We start from the raw sequence: 18,165 nt of genomic DNA, 5'->3' as shown, positions 1-18,165 counted from the left end.
CAGGAATCCGCGACGCAGCCTAGATTCTCCCCATCTTGAGATGGAGGGCGCCTTGCGGGGCACCGAGCGTCGCAGCTACGGGCCGGGCCGACGCGCCACGGACCAGGCCACCCGGGCCAGCACGCCCTGGGTGCGCGTCCTGCTGCTCGCCGCCGCCCTGACCATCGTCGCCTACGCCCTGCTGGTGATCCGCAGCGACGCCCGCCCGCAGCGCGAGATCCAGGCCGGTCGGATCGAGAGGTTGGCGCTGGAGGCCCAGTTGGCGGCGGCCCGGATCGAAGGCCAGACCGCCCTGGTCGCGGGCGCCCTGACGCTCGCCGCGCGCGACCTGGCCGCCCGGCCCGATCAGGCGGTCGAAGCCCTGGACCGCGCCCGCGCCCTGGCCCCCGACACCGCCTTCGCCGTAGTGGACCGCGACGGCGAGGCCGTGGCCGCCGTCGGCGGGCGCCTGTCGGCCCGGGCCGCGCCGAAGACCCCGGCGGCCTCGAGCGTCGCCGAGCGTTTCACGCTTCAGGACAACGCCCTCCTGATCCACCGACCGGTAGGCGACGGCCTGTCGATCGTCGCCCGCACGCCCCTGCCCCCGGCGCCCGCCGCGCTGGACGGCGCGACCCTGACCATCGTCCCCGCCGGACAGGCCCCGGCCGCAAGCGCCAGGGCCGTGAAGGGGCCGGACGGCCGCGCGCGACTGACCGCCTCGGCCCCGATCGGCGCCACTGACCTGGCGACAGTGGCGACCGTACAGGTTCCGGGCGGACCTTCGGCCTGGCTGGACGACGTCTGGCTGCTGGCCGGACCGCTGCTGTTGATGGTGCTGTTCCTGGTGATCGTCGCCTTGCAGAACTGGCGCCAGGCCCGCACCGGTCGCCGCTGGGCCGACACCGAGCGCCGGTTCCGGGTCGCGGTCGAGGCCGCGCGTTGCGGCGTCTGGGAATGGGATCTGGCGGGCGGCGAGGTCGTCCTGTCCGACTATATGGCCGCCCTGCTCGAGGTGGAGGCCGGTACGGTTTTGACAACCCAGGCCCTGATCGAACGGGTCCATCCGCGCTATCGCGAGACCCTGGTTCACGCTCTCGACAGGGCGGCGGCGCACGGCGCGTTCGACGTGACCTTCCCCGTGCCGCTCAAGGCCGGGGGCGTGCGCTGGATCGACGCGCGCGGCCAGTCGCGCCAGCCGCGCCGCGACGGCGGCTATGTCAGCCTGATGGGCGTGGCGCTGGACATCACCGAAGCCCGCCGCGCCAAGGCCCAGGCCCAGGCCGCCGAGAACCGGCTGCGCGACGGCATCGAAAGCGTCTCCGACGCCTTCGTCCTGTTCGACCGCCGGGGCCGTCTGATCCTGTGGAACCAGGCCTTCCAGGACGCCTTCGCCTTCCCGGCGGGCGTGGTCCGCCGCGGCGCCCAGAAGGACGCCCTGAACCTGATCGCCGCCAAGGCCATCAAGGCCGAACACCCCTCGGCCAGCGGCCGCGCCGGGGTGCGCGAGGTCGAGCTGAAGGACGGCCGCTGGCTGCAGATGGCCGAGCGCTTCACTGGCGACGGCGGCACCGTGGTCATCGCCGCCGACATCACCGTCATCCGTCGTCAGGAGGCCGAGCGCCGCCGCGCCGCCGACGAACTGCGCGGCATGGTCGCAGCGCTGGAAGACCGCGAGGCCAAACTGTCCCTACTGGCCCGAAAGTACGAGGTCGCCATGACCCGGGCCGAGGCCGCCAACCAGGCCAAGTCCGAATTTCTGGCCAATATGAGCCACGAACTGCGCACCCCGCTGAACGCCATCAACGGCTTCTCCGAGATCATGGCCGGCGAGATGTTCGGGCCGATGGGCGACCGTCGCTACAAGGGCTACGCCGCCGACATCCACACCTCGGGCCAGCACCTGCTCAGCCTGATCAACGACATCCTCGACATGGCCAAGATCGAGGCCGGCAAGCTGACCCTGCACTACGAGGCCCTGTCGCTGAACGGCCTGTGCAACGACGCCATCCGTCTGATGCGCGGCAAGGCGATGGAGGCGGGCCTGACCCTGGCCCTGGTCGCCCCCGACGCCGTTCAGATCGAGGCCGATCATCGCGGGTTGAAGCAGGTGCTGCTGAACCTGATCTCCAATGCGGTGAAGTTCACGCCCGAGGGCGGGGCCGTCACCGTGAGCGTCGCGCTTCAAGACCCCGATCACGTCCGGGTCTCGGTGACCGACACCGGCATCGGCATCGCCGCCATGGACCTCGAGCGGCTGGCCCAGCCCTTCGAACAGGTCGAGGGTCAGCACTCCAAGACCACGCAAGGCACCGGCCTGGGCCTGGCCCTGACCAAGTCCCTGATCGAACTGCACCGCGCCCATATGATCATCGAGAGCGAGCCGGGCCGCGGCACCACCGTCTGGTTCGACCTGCCGATCCGCGCGCCCGAGGGCGCGATGGCCCCGGCCGGGTCGACCCCGCAGCGGGTTCAGTCGCGCGCGGCCTGAGCCCGGAGAATTGGTGCTGGCGTCAGCGGATGCGGGACAGGACCAGGGTCCAGATGGACCCGGCGACTTCGTCGGCCTCGGCAAGAACGTCGGCGGCGGGGTAGCGGAGTATCTCGACTCCTTGTGAGCGTAGCCAGGCGTCGCGGCGGGTGTCGTGGGCAGGCGCATTTCCCATGCCGTGGATCAGGCCGTCGATCTCGACCGCCAAACCCAGGCGGGCACAATAGAAGTCGAGGATATAGGGACCAAAAGGGTGCTGGCGGCGAAACGCAGGCAGACCCGATCGTCGTGCGCGCAAGCGAACTCAGAGCGCCGCCTCGGGCGGGGTCAGGGCGCGGCGCAGGCGGCGAGCGCGCTTTTCGGTGAGGACCGTGGCTCTCATGATGTTGAGGCTCTCACAGCTTGGCCATTATTGCGATCCTCCTCTGCAAAGCGGGGGAGGGGGACCATCCGAAGGATGGCGGAGGGGGCGAGGTCCGGCGGCACGGTTTGGGGTCGGACGCTGATCGGCGCGGCGTTTTCAAAGGGGGCGGATGTGTCCGCCCCCTCCACCGCCTGCGGCGGTCCCCCTCCCCCGTAAGCGGGGGAGGATTTCAGGATTGAGCGCCGCTCATCTGAACCGGCGCCTCAGCCGGCGTCGGCGCCACGGGTGCCGCCGGCTTCTCAGGCTTGCGCGCCCTGTGCCGCGACAGGATCGGCGCCAAGGCCTTGCGATCCGCCGGGCTCAACCGGCCCAGAATCTCCACCGCCCCCGCCTCCAGCCGCGAGCGGCCGCGCATCTCGGACGCCCGCGACCGCTCCAGCAGGGCGGCGACCGCCACAGGATCAAAGGTCTCGGCCCCGGTCAGGGCGATGGCCTCGCGCCGCGCCTCCCGCGCCTCCTCGAAATCAGGCCGCGCCAGCATGGCGTTGGCCCGCAGATCGCGTTTGACCTGATCCCGCACCGCGGGGGCCAGCCGCTCGACCACGTCCCACACCGGCTCTCCCCGCGGCGAACGGTTGGCGTCGGCCATCCAGGCCCCGACCTTCTCGCGCATCACCCAGACGGCCCCGCCCGTGGCCACGCCGAAGACGTTGAGGGCGACCGACACGGCCAGAGCGATCTTCAAACTCCGCGACGTCATCCGCCCAGAACCTCCGTGTCGTCGGCGCCGGCCAGACTGGCCTGATAGAGGACCGCGTCCGCCCGCACATTGGCGGTCATATGGCTGGTCAGGGCGACGCCGAACACCACCCCCGCGCAGGCCGCCGCCGCCCATCCGGCGCCCGCCGACAGCCAGGCCAGGGTCCCCACGCCCCCTCGGCGTCGCGTCCTCAGGCCCGCGCCCGCCGCGCTGGCGATCACCTGTTCGCGCAGGACGTGCGACGCGACCGGACGCGGCGCGGCGCCCAGCAGGGCGTCCAGCCGGTCGGCCTGCGCCAACAGCGCCGCCGCGCGTGCGTCGACGGCTGTCAGAGCGCGCGCCGCCTCGCGCTCGGCCTCGGGCCAGCGCCGCAGGTCGCCGCCATAGGCGTCGGCCAGATATTCAAAACGCTCGTACGTCATCGTCATGGTTCCAGCCCCCGCCTTACCCATTCGTCGCTGTCGCTGCATCGGCCGCGTTCGGCGCCCCAAGAGGCGCAATGTCCGCCAGCGTCCGCCGCAGCGCCCGCCGTCCGCGCGACAGCAGGCTTTCCAGGGCCTCGACGCTGACGTTCATCAGCCCCGCCGCCTCGATATTTCCCAGTTCCTGATAGTGACACAGGACGATGGCCTCGCGCTGCCGCTCGGGCAGTTTCGCCATCGCCGCCTCGACCCGTACGCCGGTCTCCATCGCCAGCAGCCCCCGGTCCGGCGCCGGGCCGTCGTCGGGCCGGTCCGGCGGCGCCTCCGTCGCGATCTCGCGCCGTCGCCGCAGCCGGTCGTAGCAAAGGTTCAGCCCCACCCGGTGCAGCCAGGTGTCGAACTTGGCCTGACCGGGCGTCCAGCGCGGCGCCTGTCGCCAGGCTCTCAGCATCGCCTCCTGCGCCACGTCCTCAGCCTCCGTCGCGTCGCCCAGCATCCGCTGCGCCAGCGTCAGCATGCGCGGCAGCTTGCGAGCGACCATGGCCTGAATCGCCGCGGGGTCGCCCTGACCCACGCGCCGCACCAGTTCCTCGTCGGGGTCGGCGGTCTTCGCCAATCCAGCCTCTTTCGCCGTTCACGAAACGGGCCGACGGACGGACCGCCTTCCCCGACATCTTCCTTACTCCGAAGCGGGCGTCGAAGGCGACGCCGCCGCAGCGGGACGGGCGGCCCGTCGCGCCGCGCGACGCTCGCTGTCAGCCCGACGTTCCGCTCTGGTCAGCAAGCCGTCGTGATCCGCGTCCATACGCGCGAAGGACTGGCGGGCCTTCTGCTCGGCCTCGGCGATCACGACGGCGCGGTCAGGGCCGCTGTCGCGCGCCTCACGCGCGGCGCGCGCCTCCTCGACGGTGACCGTGCCGTCATGGTTGGCGTCGGCGGCGCGCAGCGGTTCGATCCGGCGCTGGACATAGGCGGCCTGAGTGACCGGTTTGTCCACGGCGGGGGCGGCCGCGCGCGGCGCTGCGGCCTGGGCGAAGGCCCCGCCGCCGACGGCGGCGGCGATTACGAAGACGGCGACGCCGCCAAGGGTCTTCTTCATCTCGATGGTCTCCAAGGGTTCGGGGCCCAAAAGCGTCCCACTCGAGAGAATGAACGTAGCGCTTCGTGGTTTCCGTCGCCGACGATCAGCTTTCCCGCGGCAGGGCCGCTTCGAACGCCCGCCGCGCCCGTAAGCGAAGGTCGATCAGTTGCGCCTTCAGCCCCTCGAAGTCCGCCGCGCCCACGCTTTCGGCCAGTTGCCGCTGGAAGCCCGAGGGCTCCGTCTCCGGGTCGCCGCCCCCCTCGAAGGCGCAGGCCATCAGCTGGCCCAGTTGCTGATGCGTGCGCCAGCTCTCGGCCAGGACGGGATCGGCCTTCAGCGCCTCCAGCGTCGACACCGTCAGCGGCGCGCCCGCCGCCGCCGCGCACAATTGGCGATACTGGGCCACGAACTCCGCATCGACCTGTCCCCCCGCCGACAGCTTCAGGTCCCAGAAGCCCTTGGGCCGCCGCTCGCGGTCCATCAGGTCGCGCATGGCTCGCACGTCGCGCGCCACGTCGACGCCGGGACGCGGCCGCCGCAGCGCCGCCTCCAGCGTCGCCTCGACCCGCGCGCCGAAGTCCGCGTCGCTGGCCCAGACCAGCCGCCCGCGGGTCAGGGCCATGAACTCCCAGGTCTCGGCCTCCTCGGCGTAATAGGCCTCCAGCGCCTCCAGCCGCACCGACACCGGCCCCTTTGACCCCGTCGGCCGCAGCCGCATGTCCACCTCATACAGCCCGCCCTCGGCCGTGTGCGCCGACAGGGCGGCGATAAAGCGTTGCGTGAAACGACCGTAGAAATGGTCCGCGCTCCAGCCCTTGTCGGCCGAGGTCGCCTCGGGCGGCGCGGCATAGACCGTCATCAGGTCCAGGTCCGACCCCGCCGTCATCTCGCGCGAGCCAGCCTTGCCCAGGGCCACCACGGCGACCGCGCCGGGGAAGGCCCCGCCCATCCGCTCGGCCTCGGCCAGGGCCACGGGGGCCAGACCCCGCATGCAGGCGTCGGCCAGCGAAGTGTTGGACCACCCGGCCTGCTCGGCCGTGGTCCGGCCGGTGATGGTGTGCATGCCGATGCGAAACACCTGTTCACGGTGCAGGCGACGCACGGCGTTCATGGCCCCTTCGAAGTCGCCAGCCTCATGCGCCTCGCGCACCACCTGGTCGGCCAGACCTGTGTCCGTGCCGAGGGCCGTCAGGAAGCGCGCGTCCAGCACCCCGTCCAGCGCCTGCGGCTGCCGCCCCAGCGCCCGCGCCAGTCTCGGCGCAAAGGCCATGACCCCGACCACCAGATCGAACAGCTTGGGCTGATTCAGGAACAGCGCCTGCACCTGCACGCCGGCGCTCAGGCCGGAGAAGAAGACCGCAAACCGCCGAAACGCCGCATCCGGCGCTCCGGTCTTCGCCACCGCCGCCAGCAGTTGCGGGGCCAGCCTCGTGAACAGCTCGCGCCCCCGCGCCGTCCGCGTCGCCGGGATGCGCCCGTGGTGCCAGCTGCGGATGGTGTCGGACACGGTCGCGGGCTCCGAGAAGCCCATGCGGCTCAGGGTCTCCAGCGTGCCCGGATCGTTCTCGACCCCGGTGAAGACCAGACTGCCGTAAGGCGACGACAGCTCCTCGCCGCCCTCGAACAGCTCGCCATAGCGCTGATTGACCCCCATCAGCAGGCTCTCGACCCCGGCGTCGAACAGGCCGAGATCGCCCTCGCCCGCCAGCGCCGCCACATCGGCCCGGCGTTCGGGATCGACCGGCAAAACGTGGCTCTGCTCGTCGGCCAGCATCTGCACCCGGTGCTCTAGACCCCGCAAGGTCACATAGGCGGCGGCCAGTTCGTCGCGCGCCTCGACGGCGACATGGCCCCGCTGGGTCAGGGCGTCCAGCGCCTCCAGCGTGCGCGACGAACGCAGCCCCTTGTCGCGCCCGCCCAGGATCAGCTGCTGGGTCTGGACGTAGAACTCGATCTCCCGAATGCCGCCCCGGCCCAGCTTCAGATTGGCGCCCGCCGCCTCCAGCCCCTCGCCGGTCTTGTGAACGTGGATCTGTTTCTTGATCGACTGGATGTCCAGCACGGCCTGATAGTCCAGGCTGCGGCGCCAGACGAAGGGTGTCAGCGCCTTCAGGAAATCCGCCCCCTCGGTCCTGTCCCCGGCGCAGACCCGCGCCTTGATGAAGGCCGCCCGCTCCCAATTCTGGCCGACGGATTCGTAATAGGCCAGGGCCATAGGCGCGGCGACCACCGGCGGGGTCGAGGACGGATCGGGCCGCAGTCGCAGGTCCACGCGGAAGACGTAGCCGTCCGCCGTCCGCTCGGTCAGCAGACTGGTCAGCCCCTGGGCCAGCCGGTTCACAAAGCTCTGCGCCTCCACGCCCTCGCCCAGCGCGCTCTCCAGCGCCTCCGGCTCGAAGAAGAGCGACAGGTCGATGTCCGAGGAATAGTTCAGCTCGAACGCCCCACCCTTGCCCATGGCCAGGACGAATAGGCCCGGCACGGGACCGCGCGGATCGTCGGCCGCCGAGATCAGCTTGCCGCGTCGGCGTTGGTCATGGGCCAGACAACGCAGCGCCGCCTGGGCCGTGGCGTCGGCAAAGCGCGACAACGCGCCCGTCACCGCATCCAGATCCCAGACCCCGCCCAGATCGGCCAGCGCCGTCAGCAGATGCAGTTCGGCCTTCAACCAGCGCAGCGGCGCCTTGGCCTCATCCGCCGGGCCGTCGATGGCGTCGGTCGCCGCCAGAATTTCGGCCAGCCGCGTCCCGGGCGCCGTCTCCAGAATCTGACGCAGCCGCTCGGGCCAGCGCCGGACCAGTCCGGCCAGATAGGGCGAGGCCGCAAACACCGGCTCCAGCGCACCCCAGGCCGCGTCCAGCGTCGCGCGCCAGCCGCCCGCGGCGGCCGCCTCGACCAGCCGCTCATGGATGCGTTCCGCCGCCATCGCGTCGCGCACCGGCCCGCACGGCGTCAGCCTCGGCCCCAGAGCGCCACTCATCAGGTCCCCGTCCCGCTCGCCGCCGGCAGCACCAGAGCCACGCGCAGGCCCGGCCCCTGCCCGCCATAGGCGCCCGGTCCCTCGTCCAACTGCACCCGCCCGCCGTGGGCCTCGGCCACCGCCGTCACCAGCGACAGACCCAAACCGGAGCCCGCCTCGGTGCGGCTGTTGTCCAGCCGGACGAAGCGTTGCAGCACGCGCTCGCGGTCCTCGTCCGGCACGCCCGGCCCGGTGTCGGTGACCGAAAATTCGATCTCGCCCGACGACCGCCGCCGCGCGCGGAACTTCACCGCCCCGCCCGACGGCGTGTACTTGATGGCGTTATCGATGATGTTGGCAAGCGCTTGCGCCAGGAAGGGCTGGTTGCCCTCGACCATCAGCCCCTTCTCGATCTCAGACGAGAACTCCAGCCCCTTGTCCTCGCCCGACGGCTCGTAGAGCTCGGCCATGTCCGTGGCCAGTTCGGCGGCGTCGAACACCTTGGGATCAGGCGCCCCGCCCGCCTGCAACCGGGCAATGGCCAGGACGGTGTTGAATGTCTTCAGCAGGATGTCCGCCTCGTCCAGCGCAATGCCCAGGGCGTCGACGCCCGACACCTTGCCCGCGTCAGCGTCGATCAGCGCCACCTCCAGCTTGGCCCGCATCCGCGTCAGCGGCGAACGCAGATCGTGGGCGATGGCGTCTCCGGCGTGGCGGATCGAGGCCATGGAGGCCTCCAGCCGGTCCAGCATGGTGTTCAGCCCCTGGCCCAGTTCGTCCAGTTCGTCGCCCGAGTTCTTGACCGGGGCCCGGACCTTGAGGTCGCCGTCCTGCACCGCCGCCACCACCCGGTTGAGCCCGCTCATCGACTTTTCGACCCGGCGGCTGATCACCAGGCCGCCGCCGACCCCGAGCACCAGAACCATGACCATGGCCCCCCACAGGGCCTGCGTCAGCCGCGCCAGATAGGCCTCGATGTCGCCGATGTCCTCGCCGACGAACAGCTGTTCGCCGCCCGCCAGCGGCATTTCCACGCCGATCGCCTGACGCTTGCGGACCCGCCCCTCGTCGTCGGTGTCGGTCAGGCGGAAATTGTCCCAACGCCCGCTCGCCACTGCCTCGCCCGGCTCCAGCGGCGAGGTCGAGATGTTGCCGGTGATCGTCTTCCGATCCTTGTCCATCAGCAGATAGAGGTAAGAGCCGCCCCGCAGCGTCCGGTCGACCAGCGCCTTGTTGAGGGCGTCGACGCCGCGCGTGCGGTACACCGCCGTCAGCGCCTCGACCTCGGCCCGCACTCCCGCCTCGGCCTTGGCCCGCGCCTCCGACGCCGAGGCGACATAGACATAGGCCAGCACCGCGCTGGCCGTGGTCACGAACAGCGCCAGAAACAGCAGCGTCAGCCGAAACGGCGTCCGCCGGAAAAGGGAGGGCAGTTTCACGTCAGGCGGGCGGCAGGAGGCTTACGCCTCCAGCCGGTACCCCGCGCCGCGCACGGTCTGCAGCATGGCCTTGTCGAAGCCCTTGTCGATCTTGGAGCGCAGGCGGCTGATGTGGACGTCGATGACGTTGGTCTGGGGGTCGAAATGGTATTCCCAGACCTTCTCCAGCAGCATGGTGCGCGTCACCGACTGGCCCGCGTGGCGCATCAGGAATTCCAGCAGCTGGAACTCGCGCGGCTGCAGGTCGATCTCGGCCGCGCCGCGATGCACGGTGCGGGCGATCAGGTTCATCTCCAGGTCGCCGACCTTGAGCACGGTCTGCACCCCGCCCGTCTCGCGACGGCGCGCCAGGGCCTCGACCCGGGCGATCAGTTCGGCGAAGGCGTAGGGCTTCACAAGGTAATCATCGGCCCCGGCCTTCAGACCCGTGACCCGGTCCTCGACCTCGCCCAGGGCCGACAGGAACAGGACCGGCGTCTGATCGCCGCCCTTGCGCACCGTCTCGACCATGCCGACGCCGTCCAGACGCGGCATCATGCGATCCACGACATAGACGTCGTAGCCGCCCTTCTGCGATTCCAGCAGACCGAAGGCGCCGTCCACGGCGTGCGTGACCTCGTGCCCGGCCTCGCTCAGACCCCGCACCATCGCAGCCGCCGCCTCAGCGTCGTCCTCGACCACCAGAATACGCATAGGCCCCTCCGAAAAAAGATTCGGCGGCGATGTTAGCGCATCGCCGCCGATCCTGTGAGTTACGCCTTATTCAGACTTGGCGAAGGGCAGAACGATGGGCGCATTGCCGTTCGGCGTGCGCACCAGCAGCAGGACCCCGGGACGCCCCGAAGACTTCACCCGCTCGACGGCGTCCTGCAGGTCCTTGACCGAACTGACGCGGCGGCCGTCAGCCTGCACGATGACCATGCCCGGTTGGAAGCCTAACCGCCCGGCGCGCGATTGCGGGCTGACGGCGGTGACGACCAGACCCTGCACCTCGGCCGACAGGTCGTAGCGGCTGCGCAAGGCCGCGCTGATCGGCGCCACCGTCAGCCCCTCGACCGCCTCGCCCACCGCCGCCGGCGCATTGGGCGTCTCCGCCTCCGGGTCCTTGCCGGCGTCAGGCGCGCCGAGATTGGCCGGACGCGTGCCCGCCCGGACGTTCACGGTCTGGCGGCGGCCTTCGCGCAACAACTCCAGCCTCAGCGTCTCGCCGGGCTGCACCGCACCCACCGTGCGCGTCAGTTCATTGCTGCCCCGGATGCTGCGGCCGTTGATGGAGACGACGATGTCGCCCGGCAGAAGCCCCGCGCTCGCGCCCGGCGATCCCTTGGTGACGTCGGTGATAAAGGCGCCCTTGGTCGCGTCGGGCAAGCCCAGGCTCTCGCGGTAGTCGCTGGTCAGATCGCCGATGGTGACGCCCAGATAGCCGCGCTCGATCGTCTCACCGCGCATCAGACGGTCCGTCGTGGCCTTGGCGATGCCCGCCGGAATGGCGAAGCCGATGCCCACCGAGCCGCCCGTCGGCGAATAGATGGCCGAGTTGACGCCGATCACGCGGCCATAGATGTCGAAGGTCGGCCCGCCCGAGTTGCCCCGGTTGATGGCGGCGTCGATCTGGAGGAAGTCGGTATAGGGGTTCTCGTTGCCGCCGATGTCGCGGGCCTTGGCCGAAACGATGCCGGCCGTGGCCGTGCCGCCCAGGCCGAAGGGGTTGCCCACGGCGATGACCCAGTCGCCGACGCGCGGCTCGGCCTTGTCCTCGAACGAGACGAAGGGGAAGTTTCCGCCTTCAACCTTGATGACGGCCAGGTCGGTCAGCGGGTCGCGGCCGATCAGGCGCGCGGTCAGCTCGCGCTCGTCGCTCAGCTTGACCTTGATCTCCTCGGCGTTCTCGACGACGTGGTTGTTGGTGACGATGTAGCCGTCAGCCGAGATGAAGAAGCCCGACCCGGCGCCCAGGGCCGTGGTCGAGTTGTCCTCGCTGTCTTCGCCCGAGCCGCCGCGCGGCGCGCCCGGAATCGGCACGGCGCCGAAGCCCGGAATCTGGATCGTCTGGCCGCTGGGCTTGGGCACCCGCGTCTTGACGTCGATCTGCACCACGGCGGGCGCGACCTGCTGGAAGATGTCGGCGAAGCTGAGCGGCGCGCCCTGCGGCGGCGCGAAGGCGGCGCCCGCGGCGCCGGCCGAGGGGGCCAGCCGCCCGCTGACCGCCGCCGGGGCCGCATGGGCGCCCGGCCAGCTGATGACCCCGCCCGCCGTCGCCACCGCGGCGAAGGACAGGCCGACGGCCGCCCCCAGAATGAACTCCTTGCGCTTCAGCATCGTCGTCCTTGCAGTCCTGAAAGCCGGAGCTCCGAAAGCTCCGTTCGCCCATGGATATAGGGCGTTTCGGCCTAAGCCAATGCGCCCTCGCAATGGTTGTTCCCGATCGACGTTCCCCGTGTGGCGCAGGTGCGTCAGGATCGCGGCGAAGCCTGACGATTTATATAGGCAGCCCCAAAACCGCTCATCCCGGCGGACGCCGGGATCCAGTATGAACCGCACGTGCTGCGTGTGGCTGGACAGCCCAGATTTCCGAGGGGGCGCTCATAGCTAAAGCTCTGGATCGCGGCGTCCGCCGGGATGAGCGGGAGATAGGGCAGAGGCTGACGTCAGCGTCCGGCTTCGTCAGACTCGGCCGTCAGTTCCGCCAGCGCCTGCTCTTCCTCCGCCGTCAGCGGCGCGACCTCGGCGCGGCGACGACGCGCCCGCCAGACGAACAGCCCCCCCGCGCCCAGCACCAGGGCGAACGGCCCGAACCACAGCAGCCAGGTCCCCGCCCGCACCGGCGGCTGGAACAGGATGTAGTCGCCATAGCGCCGCACCAGGTCCTGACGCACGGCCAGATCGCTCTTGCCCGACGCGATCTCCTCGCGCACCAGACGGCGCATGTCGGCGGCGATGCCCGCCGGGCTGTCGGCGATGGATTCGTGCTGGCAGACGACGCAGCGGATGTCGCCGAACAGGGCCCGCGCCCGCGCCTCCTGCGCCGCGTCGGGCAGAGGCCGGTCTGGCGCCGGCGGCGGTTCAGCCAGCGCGGCGCCCGCCATCAGAGTCAGCGCGCCGGTCAGGGACGCCAGGCGCCTCACGCCTTGGCCTCCCCGTTCTTCCGACGCGATCCCGCCCCGACCCGCAGCCGCCGGTCCAGCAGGGACAGCACCCCGCCCAGCGCCATGATGGCCGGGCCCAGGAAGATCAGCCGCGCCCAAGGATTGTAATAGACCCGCACCGTCCAGGCCTGCTCGTTCTTGTCGGTCGCCGCGCGTTCGCCCATGACCACATAGACGTCGTCCAGCCCGCGGAAGTCGAGACCCACCTCGGTCGTCGTCTGCCCGCCCGCCGGGAAGAAACGGCGCTCGGCGGTGATCTCGCGCTCGACCGCGTCGCCAGCCAGCGGGGCGACGGTAAGCCGCCCCTGCTCGGCCAGATAATTCGGCCCCTCGATCACCTGCACCGCGTCTAGCGTCACCTTCCACGGTCCCGCCGACACCTCGCCGCCCAGGGGGATGGCCGCTGCCGCCTCAGCCTTGAAGCTGGTCTCGACCACGGCCCCCAGGATGAAGACGCCCAGACCCGCATGGGCCAGGGTCATTCCCCAGGCGCCCAGCGGCAGACCCTTGGCGCGGCGCAGGGTCTCAGCCACCGGCGCGCGGAACGCCTTGATGCGCGTCGCCAGTTCAGCCAGCGCGCCCAGGATCAGCCAGGCCCCCACGCCCAGTCCCGCCGCCGCCAGCGCCTTCTTCGGCTCGAACAGCATGAAGGCCGCGAACGCCGCCACAACCGCCAGACCCGCCGCCAGCCACAGCCGCTGCACGGCCCCCTTCAGGTCGCCGCGCTTCCACGCCAGCAGCGGCCCGGCGGGCAGGATCAGACAGGCCACCACCATCAGCGGCACGAAGGTCGCGGCGAAATAGGGCGGCCCCACCGAAATGGTCGCGCCCGAAATCCCCTCGAGGATCAGCGGATAAAGCGTCCCCAGCAGCACCGTCGCCGCCGCCGCCGTCAGGAACAGGTTGTTCAGCACCAGCGCGCCTTCGCGGCTGACCGGCGCAAAGGCCGCGCCCGACCGGATCGCCGGCGCCCGCAGCGCGAACAGGATGAAGGCCGCGCCCGCCGCTGCGCCCAGGATGACCAGCAGCATCATCCCTCGCTCGGGATCGACGGCGAAGGCGTGGACGCTGGTCAGCACGCCCGAGCGCACCAGAAATGCCCCCAGCATGGAGAAGGTGAAGGCCAGGATGGCCAGAAACACCGTCCACCCCGCCAGCGCCCCGCGCCGCTCCGTCACCACCGCCGAATGCAGCAGGGCCGCGCCCGCCAGCCACGGCATGAAGGACGCGTTCTCGACCGGGTCCCAGAACCACCAGCCGCCCCAGCCCAGTTCGTAATAGGCCCAGAACGACCCCAGGGTGATGCCGACCGTCAGCAAGGCCCAGGACGCCAGCGCCCACGGCCGCACCCAGCGGCCCCAGGCCGGATCGACCCGCTTCTCGATCAGGGCGGCGACCGCCAGCGAGAAACAGACCGAAAACCCGACATAGCCCGCGTAGAGCAGCGGCGGATGGAAGGCGAGCGCCGGGTCCTGCAACAGGGGGTTCAGCGACGCGCCCTGCACCGGGGCCGGGTCCAGACGCGTAAAGGGGTTGGAGGTGAAGACGGCGAAGGCCAGGAACAGCATCGACAGCGCGCCCTGCACCGCCACCGCCGAGGTCTTCAGCCCGAACGGCAGGCCGCGCGCCAGCGCCAGCGCCGCGCCAAAGCCGGTCATCACCAGGCACCACAGCACCAGCGAACCTTCATGGCTGCCCCAGGCGGCGGCGACCTTGTAGAGCATCGGCTTGTCGGTGTGGCTGTTCATCGCCACGTTCGACACCGAGAAGTCCGACACGGCGAAGGCGTAGATCAGCACCGCGAAGGCCAGCAATGTCGCCAGCGCCGAGGCGATCAGCGCCCCGCCGCCCGCGCCCGCCAGCACCGGACTGAGACGCAGTCGACCGACCGTGGCCAGCAATGTGGTCAGGGTCGCCAGCGCCAGCGCCAGGATCAGCGCATAGGCCCCCAGTTCGACGATCACAGGCTGCGGCTCGCGGCTGCAGGCGCTTCGCCCGTTTCGGGCCGCCATTCGCCCTTGGCCTTCAGCCGGTCGGCGACTTCGCGCGGCATATAGGTCTCATCGTGCTTGGCCAGCACCTGGCTGGCCTTGAAGGTGCGGTCGGGCTGGAAGGCGCCTTGCGCCACGATCCCCTGCCCCTCGCGGAACAGGTCGGGCAGGTCGCCGTGATAGAGGACCTGGGTGGTCCCCACATTGTCGGTGACGACGAAGACCACGGTCCCGTCCGCGCCCTTGACCACGCTGCCGGCCTCGACCAGTCCGCCCAGGCGGATCACCCGCCCCGCCGGGGCCTTGTCCGCCGTCGCCTCGGACGGCGAGAAGAAATAGGTGACGTTGTCCTTCATGGCCCACAGCGACAGGCCGACCGCCAGCGCCAGCACGGGCGCCGCGACGATCACGACCCACAGGCGGCGACGCGCCTTCGGCGATTTGGGAAGCCAGCTCATGTCAGGACATCACAGATAGGTTGCAGCAAGGCCGTCATCCGGCCCCGCCCAGTCTTTTTTGCAGGTCCGCCCGACGCGGATCGTTCGGCTCCAGCGCCGCGATCAGCGGCCCCCAGGCCGCCGCCGCTGCGGCCTTGTCGCCGCGCTTCAGCGCCGCTTCGCCGAGGAAATAACGCGCCCCCAACTGATCCGGGTCGTGCTTCAGCGCCTCGCGGAAGGCCGCCTCGGCGTCGCCGCCGACCGCGCCCTCGTTGGCTCGCACCAGGCTTTCGCCCAGCCGCGCCCAGCTCTGGGCGTCGTCCGGCTGGAGCGCCAGGGCCCGACGGAAGGCCGAGGCCGCGCCGATGGGGTCGCCCGCCTCGAATCGCGCGGCGCCCAGCATGGTCAGGGCGCGATGGTCGTCGGGGCGATCCTTGACGACGCGGCCGATCACGGCGGCGACCTGGGCCGGCTCCAGCGTCTCGGGCGACTGCGCCCATTGGCGCACGCGGGTCTCGTAGGCCTGATCCGGCATCCCCGGCGCGCCGGTCCCCACATAGAGGCCCAGCGCCGCGACCGCCGTCAGGCCGATCCCGCCCAGAACCCACAGACGGTCCTTCGACCCCACCGTCGGCGCGCGCGCGTCGCGACGCGCCGCCAGCAGCCGTCGTCCGGCCTCGGCCCGCGCGGCGGTCCAGCCCGCCTCGTCCAGCAGGCCGCGCGTCTTCAGCCGGTCCAGCTCGGCCAGTTCGCGCCCCGCGGCGTCGCGGTCGACCGCGCCTTCCGCGTCCGCGCCGCGCCGCGCGCCAGCCAGCACCACCAGCCCGGCTAGGGCCGTGGCCAATCCCGTCATGATCCAGAAGATCGTCATGCCCGCCGCTCTAGCGGATCAGGCGACCTGACGCGAGGCTCGCGGAGTCGCACCATCGGTCAAAACGCTCGGCGCCGCGCCGGCCACCGTCAGGCGTCGCCGCACGGTCCGGCCCGCCTCCTTGGCCCCGATCAGCCCCAGCAGCTCGACGGTCAGGGCGATGCGTTTGCGCGCGATCGCCTGGTTTGGGACCACGCCGTCGTTGAACCGCTCGATCGCTTCGTCGGCCCAGGTGGCCAGCTTTCCGGTCAGCCCCTCGGCGGTCTGACGCCGCTCGGCCTCGCAGCCGAACACCGTCGCCGGGCCGCGCACCAGGCCGATCACCGCCGCCAGAGCCTTCGCCCTGGCCGCCGCCTCGGCGTCGACCGCCTCATCCAGTCGCGGCGTCGGCCGCGTCATCCGTCCCGCCATCGCTGTGCGCTCGACCGGCAGCACCGCCTCCGCCGCCCGCTCGGCGGCGCTGAACAACTCGGACAGGCGCGCGACGATCTTCAACCGCGCCTGCCGCACCGCCTTGCCCCAGGCGCTGTCAGGACGCAGCGGCAGGGTGACGTCGATCTCGGCCAAGGTCTCGGCGCACCAGTCCAGGTCGGCCTTCAGCAAGGCCGCGTCGGCGCCCGGCGCGGTCGGATCAAAGGCCGCCGCCTCGGCCGCGCGGTGGGCTAACGCCGTCACCACCCGGTCGACGAAGACGGCCAGTTCGCTCTCGCCCACCACGGTCTCGCGCCCGGCGGCGGGCGTGGCCTGAGCCACCAGCCGCAGCATCGTCCGCGCGTCCGACAACTGGGCGAAAAAGATCTCCATCAGCCGCGACGCCCCGTCCGGGGCGATCGCCGCCGCCTGACGCAGGGCCAGCTTCAGCTCCGCCGTCGCCTCCGGCCCCGGTCGACCCAGCCAGGTCTCCAGATGGGTCAGGCTGCGTCGCGCCAGCCCCGCCAGATCGAAACAGGCGGCCAGTTCCTCGACCTCGCTCGCCGTCCCCCCCGGCCACACGACCTCGGCCTGGTCGCGCACCGCCGAGGCGGCGCTCAGGCACAGGCGGTCGGCGACCATGCGCGACAGCTCGTCCTCACGGTCCAGCTGCGGCAACAGTTCAGGTTCGTTGCGAACCGCCAGCCGCCACAGCCGCGCGGGAACCGCCGCCGGAAAACTCAAGCCCGCCAGTCCGTCGGCGCGCGGCTGGAACAAGAGCGCCAGAGGCCCAAAGGCCGCGTCGCGCCGACGCCGGTCCAGCACCTCGGCCTCGACCATGTCGCGCAGCGCCCACGCCCGGTCGCCCGTCATCGTCGCCGCCAGCGCGTCGAGCGGCGGCAACATCGCGTCCGGGCATCGGGCGATCAGCTGGGCCAGGGCGGCCCTCTGTGCGGCCGACAGGTCCGCCATGAATGCTCCTTCGGCCGAAACGATTCCCGACCATGGGGCCGAGGGTGCGCCGTTCGGGTTAACAGGGCCTTTGGATCCGGGCGGGACGGGGTCGGCGCGCCTCGCGCGGCAGCGACCCGCGTTACGGAAGTCCGTTTACGACCCTTAGGCCTATTGCGGCTTTCGACCCATTGCGGACATCCGTCGGGTGGCTGTGTAGCCAAGGGGCAGCATTTGAAACGTAGGTGGTCCTCGGACCTATTTCGTCGTTTCTCGACCCTTAAAGGATAGGCCGGGAGGTGGGGGCGCTCCGTATGGGTTCGACACTTTTTCTCCGGGAAGGCTGCCTAAAGCGATGGTGACAGCAACCACGATCACGCCCTCCACTATGGCCAAGATGGGGAAGTGGTCCGGTTGAATGGTGAATCCAGCGATCACTCCGGCCGCGATCTGGATGAAGTAGTACAGCAACACCCATTTTCCACTCCAGCCGAGGTCGTGCACGCGAAAGACGTAGAGAAGCGCCAAGACAAAGCCCATCCCCCCTACATTCACGCCCGAAAGCTCTAGCGAAGTTGCGATAGCGGCCAGGATCGCCAAACAGAGCCAATAGGTCGCGCGATTGAAGCGATGTTCGAGAAATTCCATTTAAGTGCCCCCTCAGACTAGGTGGTGCCTATAGGCGATAGGATTTCCCGACCGCAATGTCCGCTAACCACGGTGGGCTCAACCGGTGAACGCAACACGCTAACTTTTCTTCGGAGATGGAGCGTGGGCGATGAAGCAGCGGCGGCGGATCTATTACTCGGCGGCCCAGCGGGCTGAAATCTGGGATCGCTGGAAGGCGGGCGAGTCGATGAGTTCTA

16 protein-coding genes are annotated in these 18,165 nt (G+C 70.6%); 1 reads left to right on the top strand and 15 read right to left on the bottom strand.

The window, feature by feature from the left end:
* Positions 1-52 precede the first annotated feature (52 nt).
* Positions 53-2,467: an ATP-binding protein gene (locus tag AB4Y68_RS12505; protein ID WP_441456084.1), complete on the top strand. Its 2,415-nt coding sequence runs from the start codon at positions 53-55 to the stop codon at positions 2,465-2,467.
* A gap of 22 nt (positions 2,468-2,489) precedes the next feature.
* Here the strand turns inward: AB4Y68_RS12505 and AB4Y68_RS12500 are convergent, their stop codons facing one another.
* From AB4Y68_RS12500 to AB4Y68_RS12430, 15 genes are all read right to left on the bottom strand, one after another.
* Positions 2,490-2,765: an endonuclease domain-containing protein gene (locus tag AB4Y68_RS12500; RefSeq protein WP_441456083.1), complete on the bottom strand. Its 276-nt coding sequence runs from the start codon at positions 2,763-2,765 to the stop codon at positions 2,490-2,492.
* A 295-nt stretch (positions 2,766-3,060) separates the two neighbouring features.
* Positions 3,061-3,576 (bottom strand): periplasmic heavy metal sensor, encoded by a 516-nt coding sequence (locus AB4Y68_RS12495; protein WP_441456082.1) that lies wholly within the window; start codon positions 3,574-3,576, stop codon positions 3,061-3,063.
* An 11-nt stretch (positions 3,577-3,587) separates the two neighbouring features.
* Positions 3,588-4,019, bottom strand: a complete 432-nt coding sequence (locus AB4Y68_RS12490; RefSeq protein ID WP_441456081.1) for a hypothetical protein — start codon at positions 4,017-4,019, stop codon at positions 3,588-3,590.
* A 16-nt stretch (positions 4,020-4,035) separates the two neighbouring features.
* Positions 4,036-4,629, bottom strand: coding sequence for an RNA polymerase sigma factor (locus AB4Y68_RS12485; RefSeq protein ID WP_441456080.1), 594 nt, complete (start codon positions 4,627-4,629; stop codon positions 4,036-4,038).
* Between the two features lie 63 nt (positions 4,630-4,692).
* Positions 4,693-5,112, bottom strand: a complete 420-nt coding sequence (locus AB4Y68_RS12480; RefSeq protein WP_441456079.1) for a hypothetical protein — start codon at positions 5,110-5,112, stop codon at positions 4,693-4,695.
* Positions 5,113-5,197: 85 nt separating this feature from the next.
* Positions 5,198-8,074, bottom strand: coding sequence for a bifunctional [glutamine synthetase] adenylyltransferase/[glutamine synthetase]-adenylyl-L-tyrosine phosphorylase (locus AB4Y68_RS12475; protein ID WP_441456078.1), 2,877 nt, complete (start codon positions 8,072-8,074; stop codon positions 5,198-5,200).
* On the bottom strand, positions 8,074-9,492 hold the full coding sequence (locus AB4Y68_RS12470; RefSeq protein ID WP_441456077.1) for an ATP-binding protein: 1,419 nt from the start codon (positions 9,490-9,492) through the stop codon (positions 8,074-8,076). The genes AB4Y68_RS12475 and AB4Y68_RS12470 overlap by 1 nt, the downstream gene beginning before the upstream one ends.
* A gap of 21 nt (positions 9,493-9,513) precedes the next feature.
* Complete coding sequence (locus AB4Y68_RS12465) at positions 9,514-10,185, bottom strand: response regulator transcription factor (protein WP_441456076.1); 672 nt, start codon at positions 10,183-10,185, stop codon at positions 9,514-9,516.
* A 66-nt stretch (positions 10,186-10,251) separates the two neighbouring features.
* Positions 10,252-11,811 (bottom strand): Do family serine endopeptidase, encoded by a 1,560-nt coding sequence (locus AB4Y68_RS12460; RefSeq protein WP_441456075.1) that lies wholly within the window; start codon positions 11,809-11,811, stop codon positions 10,252-10,254.
* Positions 11,812-12,140: 329 nt separating this feature from the next.
* Positions 12,141-12,617 carry a cytochrome c-type biogenesis protein gene (locus tag AB4Y68_RS12455; RefSeq protein WP_441456074.1) on the bottom strand — a complete coding sequence of 159 codons (477 nt, stop codon included), beginning with the start codon at positions 12,615-12,617 and terminating at the stop codon, positions 12,141-12,143.
* A complete protein-coding gene (locus AB4Y68_RS12450; protein WP_441456073.1) occupies positions 12,614-14,602 on the bottom strand; it encodes a heme lyase CcmF/NrfE family subunit in 1,989 nt (662 codons plus the stop codon). Before AB4Y68_RS12450 ends, AB4Y68_RS12455 begins: the two co-directional genes overlap by 4 nt.
* Complete coding sequence (gene ccmE, locus AB4Y68_RS12445) at positions 14,599-15,087, bottom strand: cytochrome c maturation protein CcmE (protein WP_441456072.1); 489 nt, start codon at positions 15,085-15,087, stop codon at positions 14,599-14,601. The genes AB4Y68_RS12450 and ccmE overlap by 4 nt, the downstream gene beginning before the upstream one ends.
* Before the next feature lie 34 nt (positions 15,088-15,121).
* Positions 15,122-15,937 (bottom strand): c-type cytochrome biogenesis protein CcmI, encoded by an 816-nt coding sequence (gene ccmI, locus AB4Y68_RS12440; protein ID WP_441456071.1) that lies wholly within the window; start codon positions 15,935-15,937, stop codon positions 15,122-15,124.
* Between the two features lie 18 nt (positions 15,938-15,955).
* Positions 15,956-17,320, bottom strand: coding sequence for a hypothetical protein (locus tag AB4Y68_RS12435; protein ID WP_441456070.1), 1,365 nt, complete (start codon positions 17,318-17,320; stop codon positions 15,956-15,958).
* Between the two features lie 237 nt (positions 17,321-17,557).
* Positions 17,558-17,947, bottom strand: a complete 390-nt coding sequence (locus AB4Y68_RS12430) for a hypothetical protein (RefSeq protein WP_441456069.1) — start codon at positions 17,945-17,947, stop codon at positions 17,558-17,560.
* Between the last annotated feature and the right edge of the window lie 218 nt (positions 17,948-18,165).

Origin of the sequence: Brevundimonas sp. 2YAF1, from assembly GCF_052114745.1 — a bacterium.
Taxonomy (GTDB): domain Bacteria; phylum Pseudomonadota; class Alphaproteobacteria; order Caulobacterales; family Caulobacteraceae; genus Brevundimonas.
This window is presented reverse-complemented; position numbering and strand designations above follow the sequence as displayed.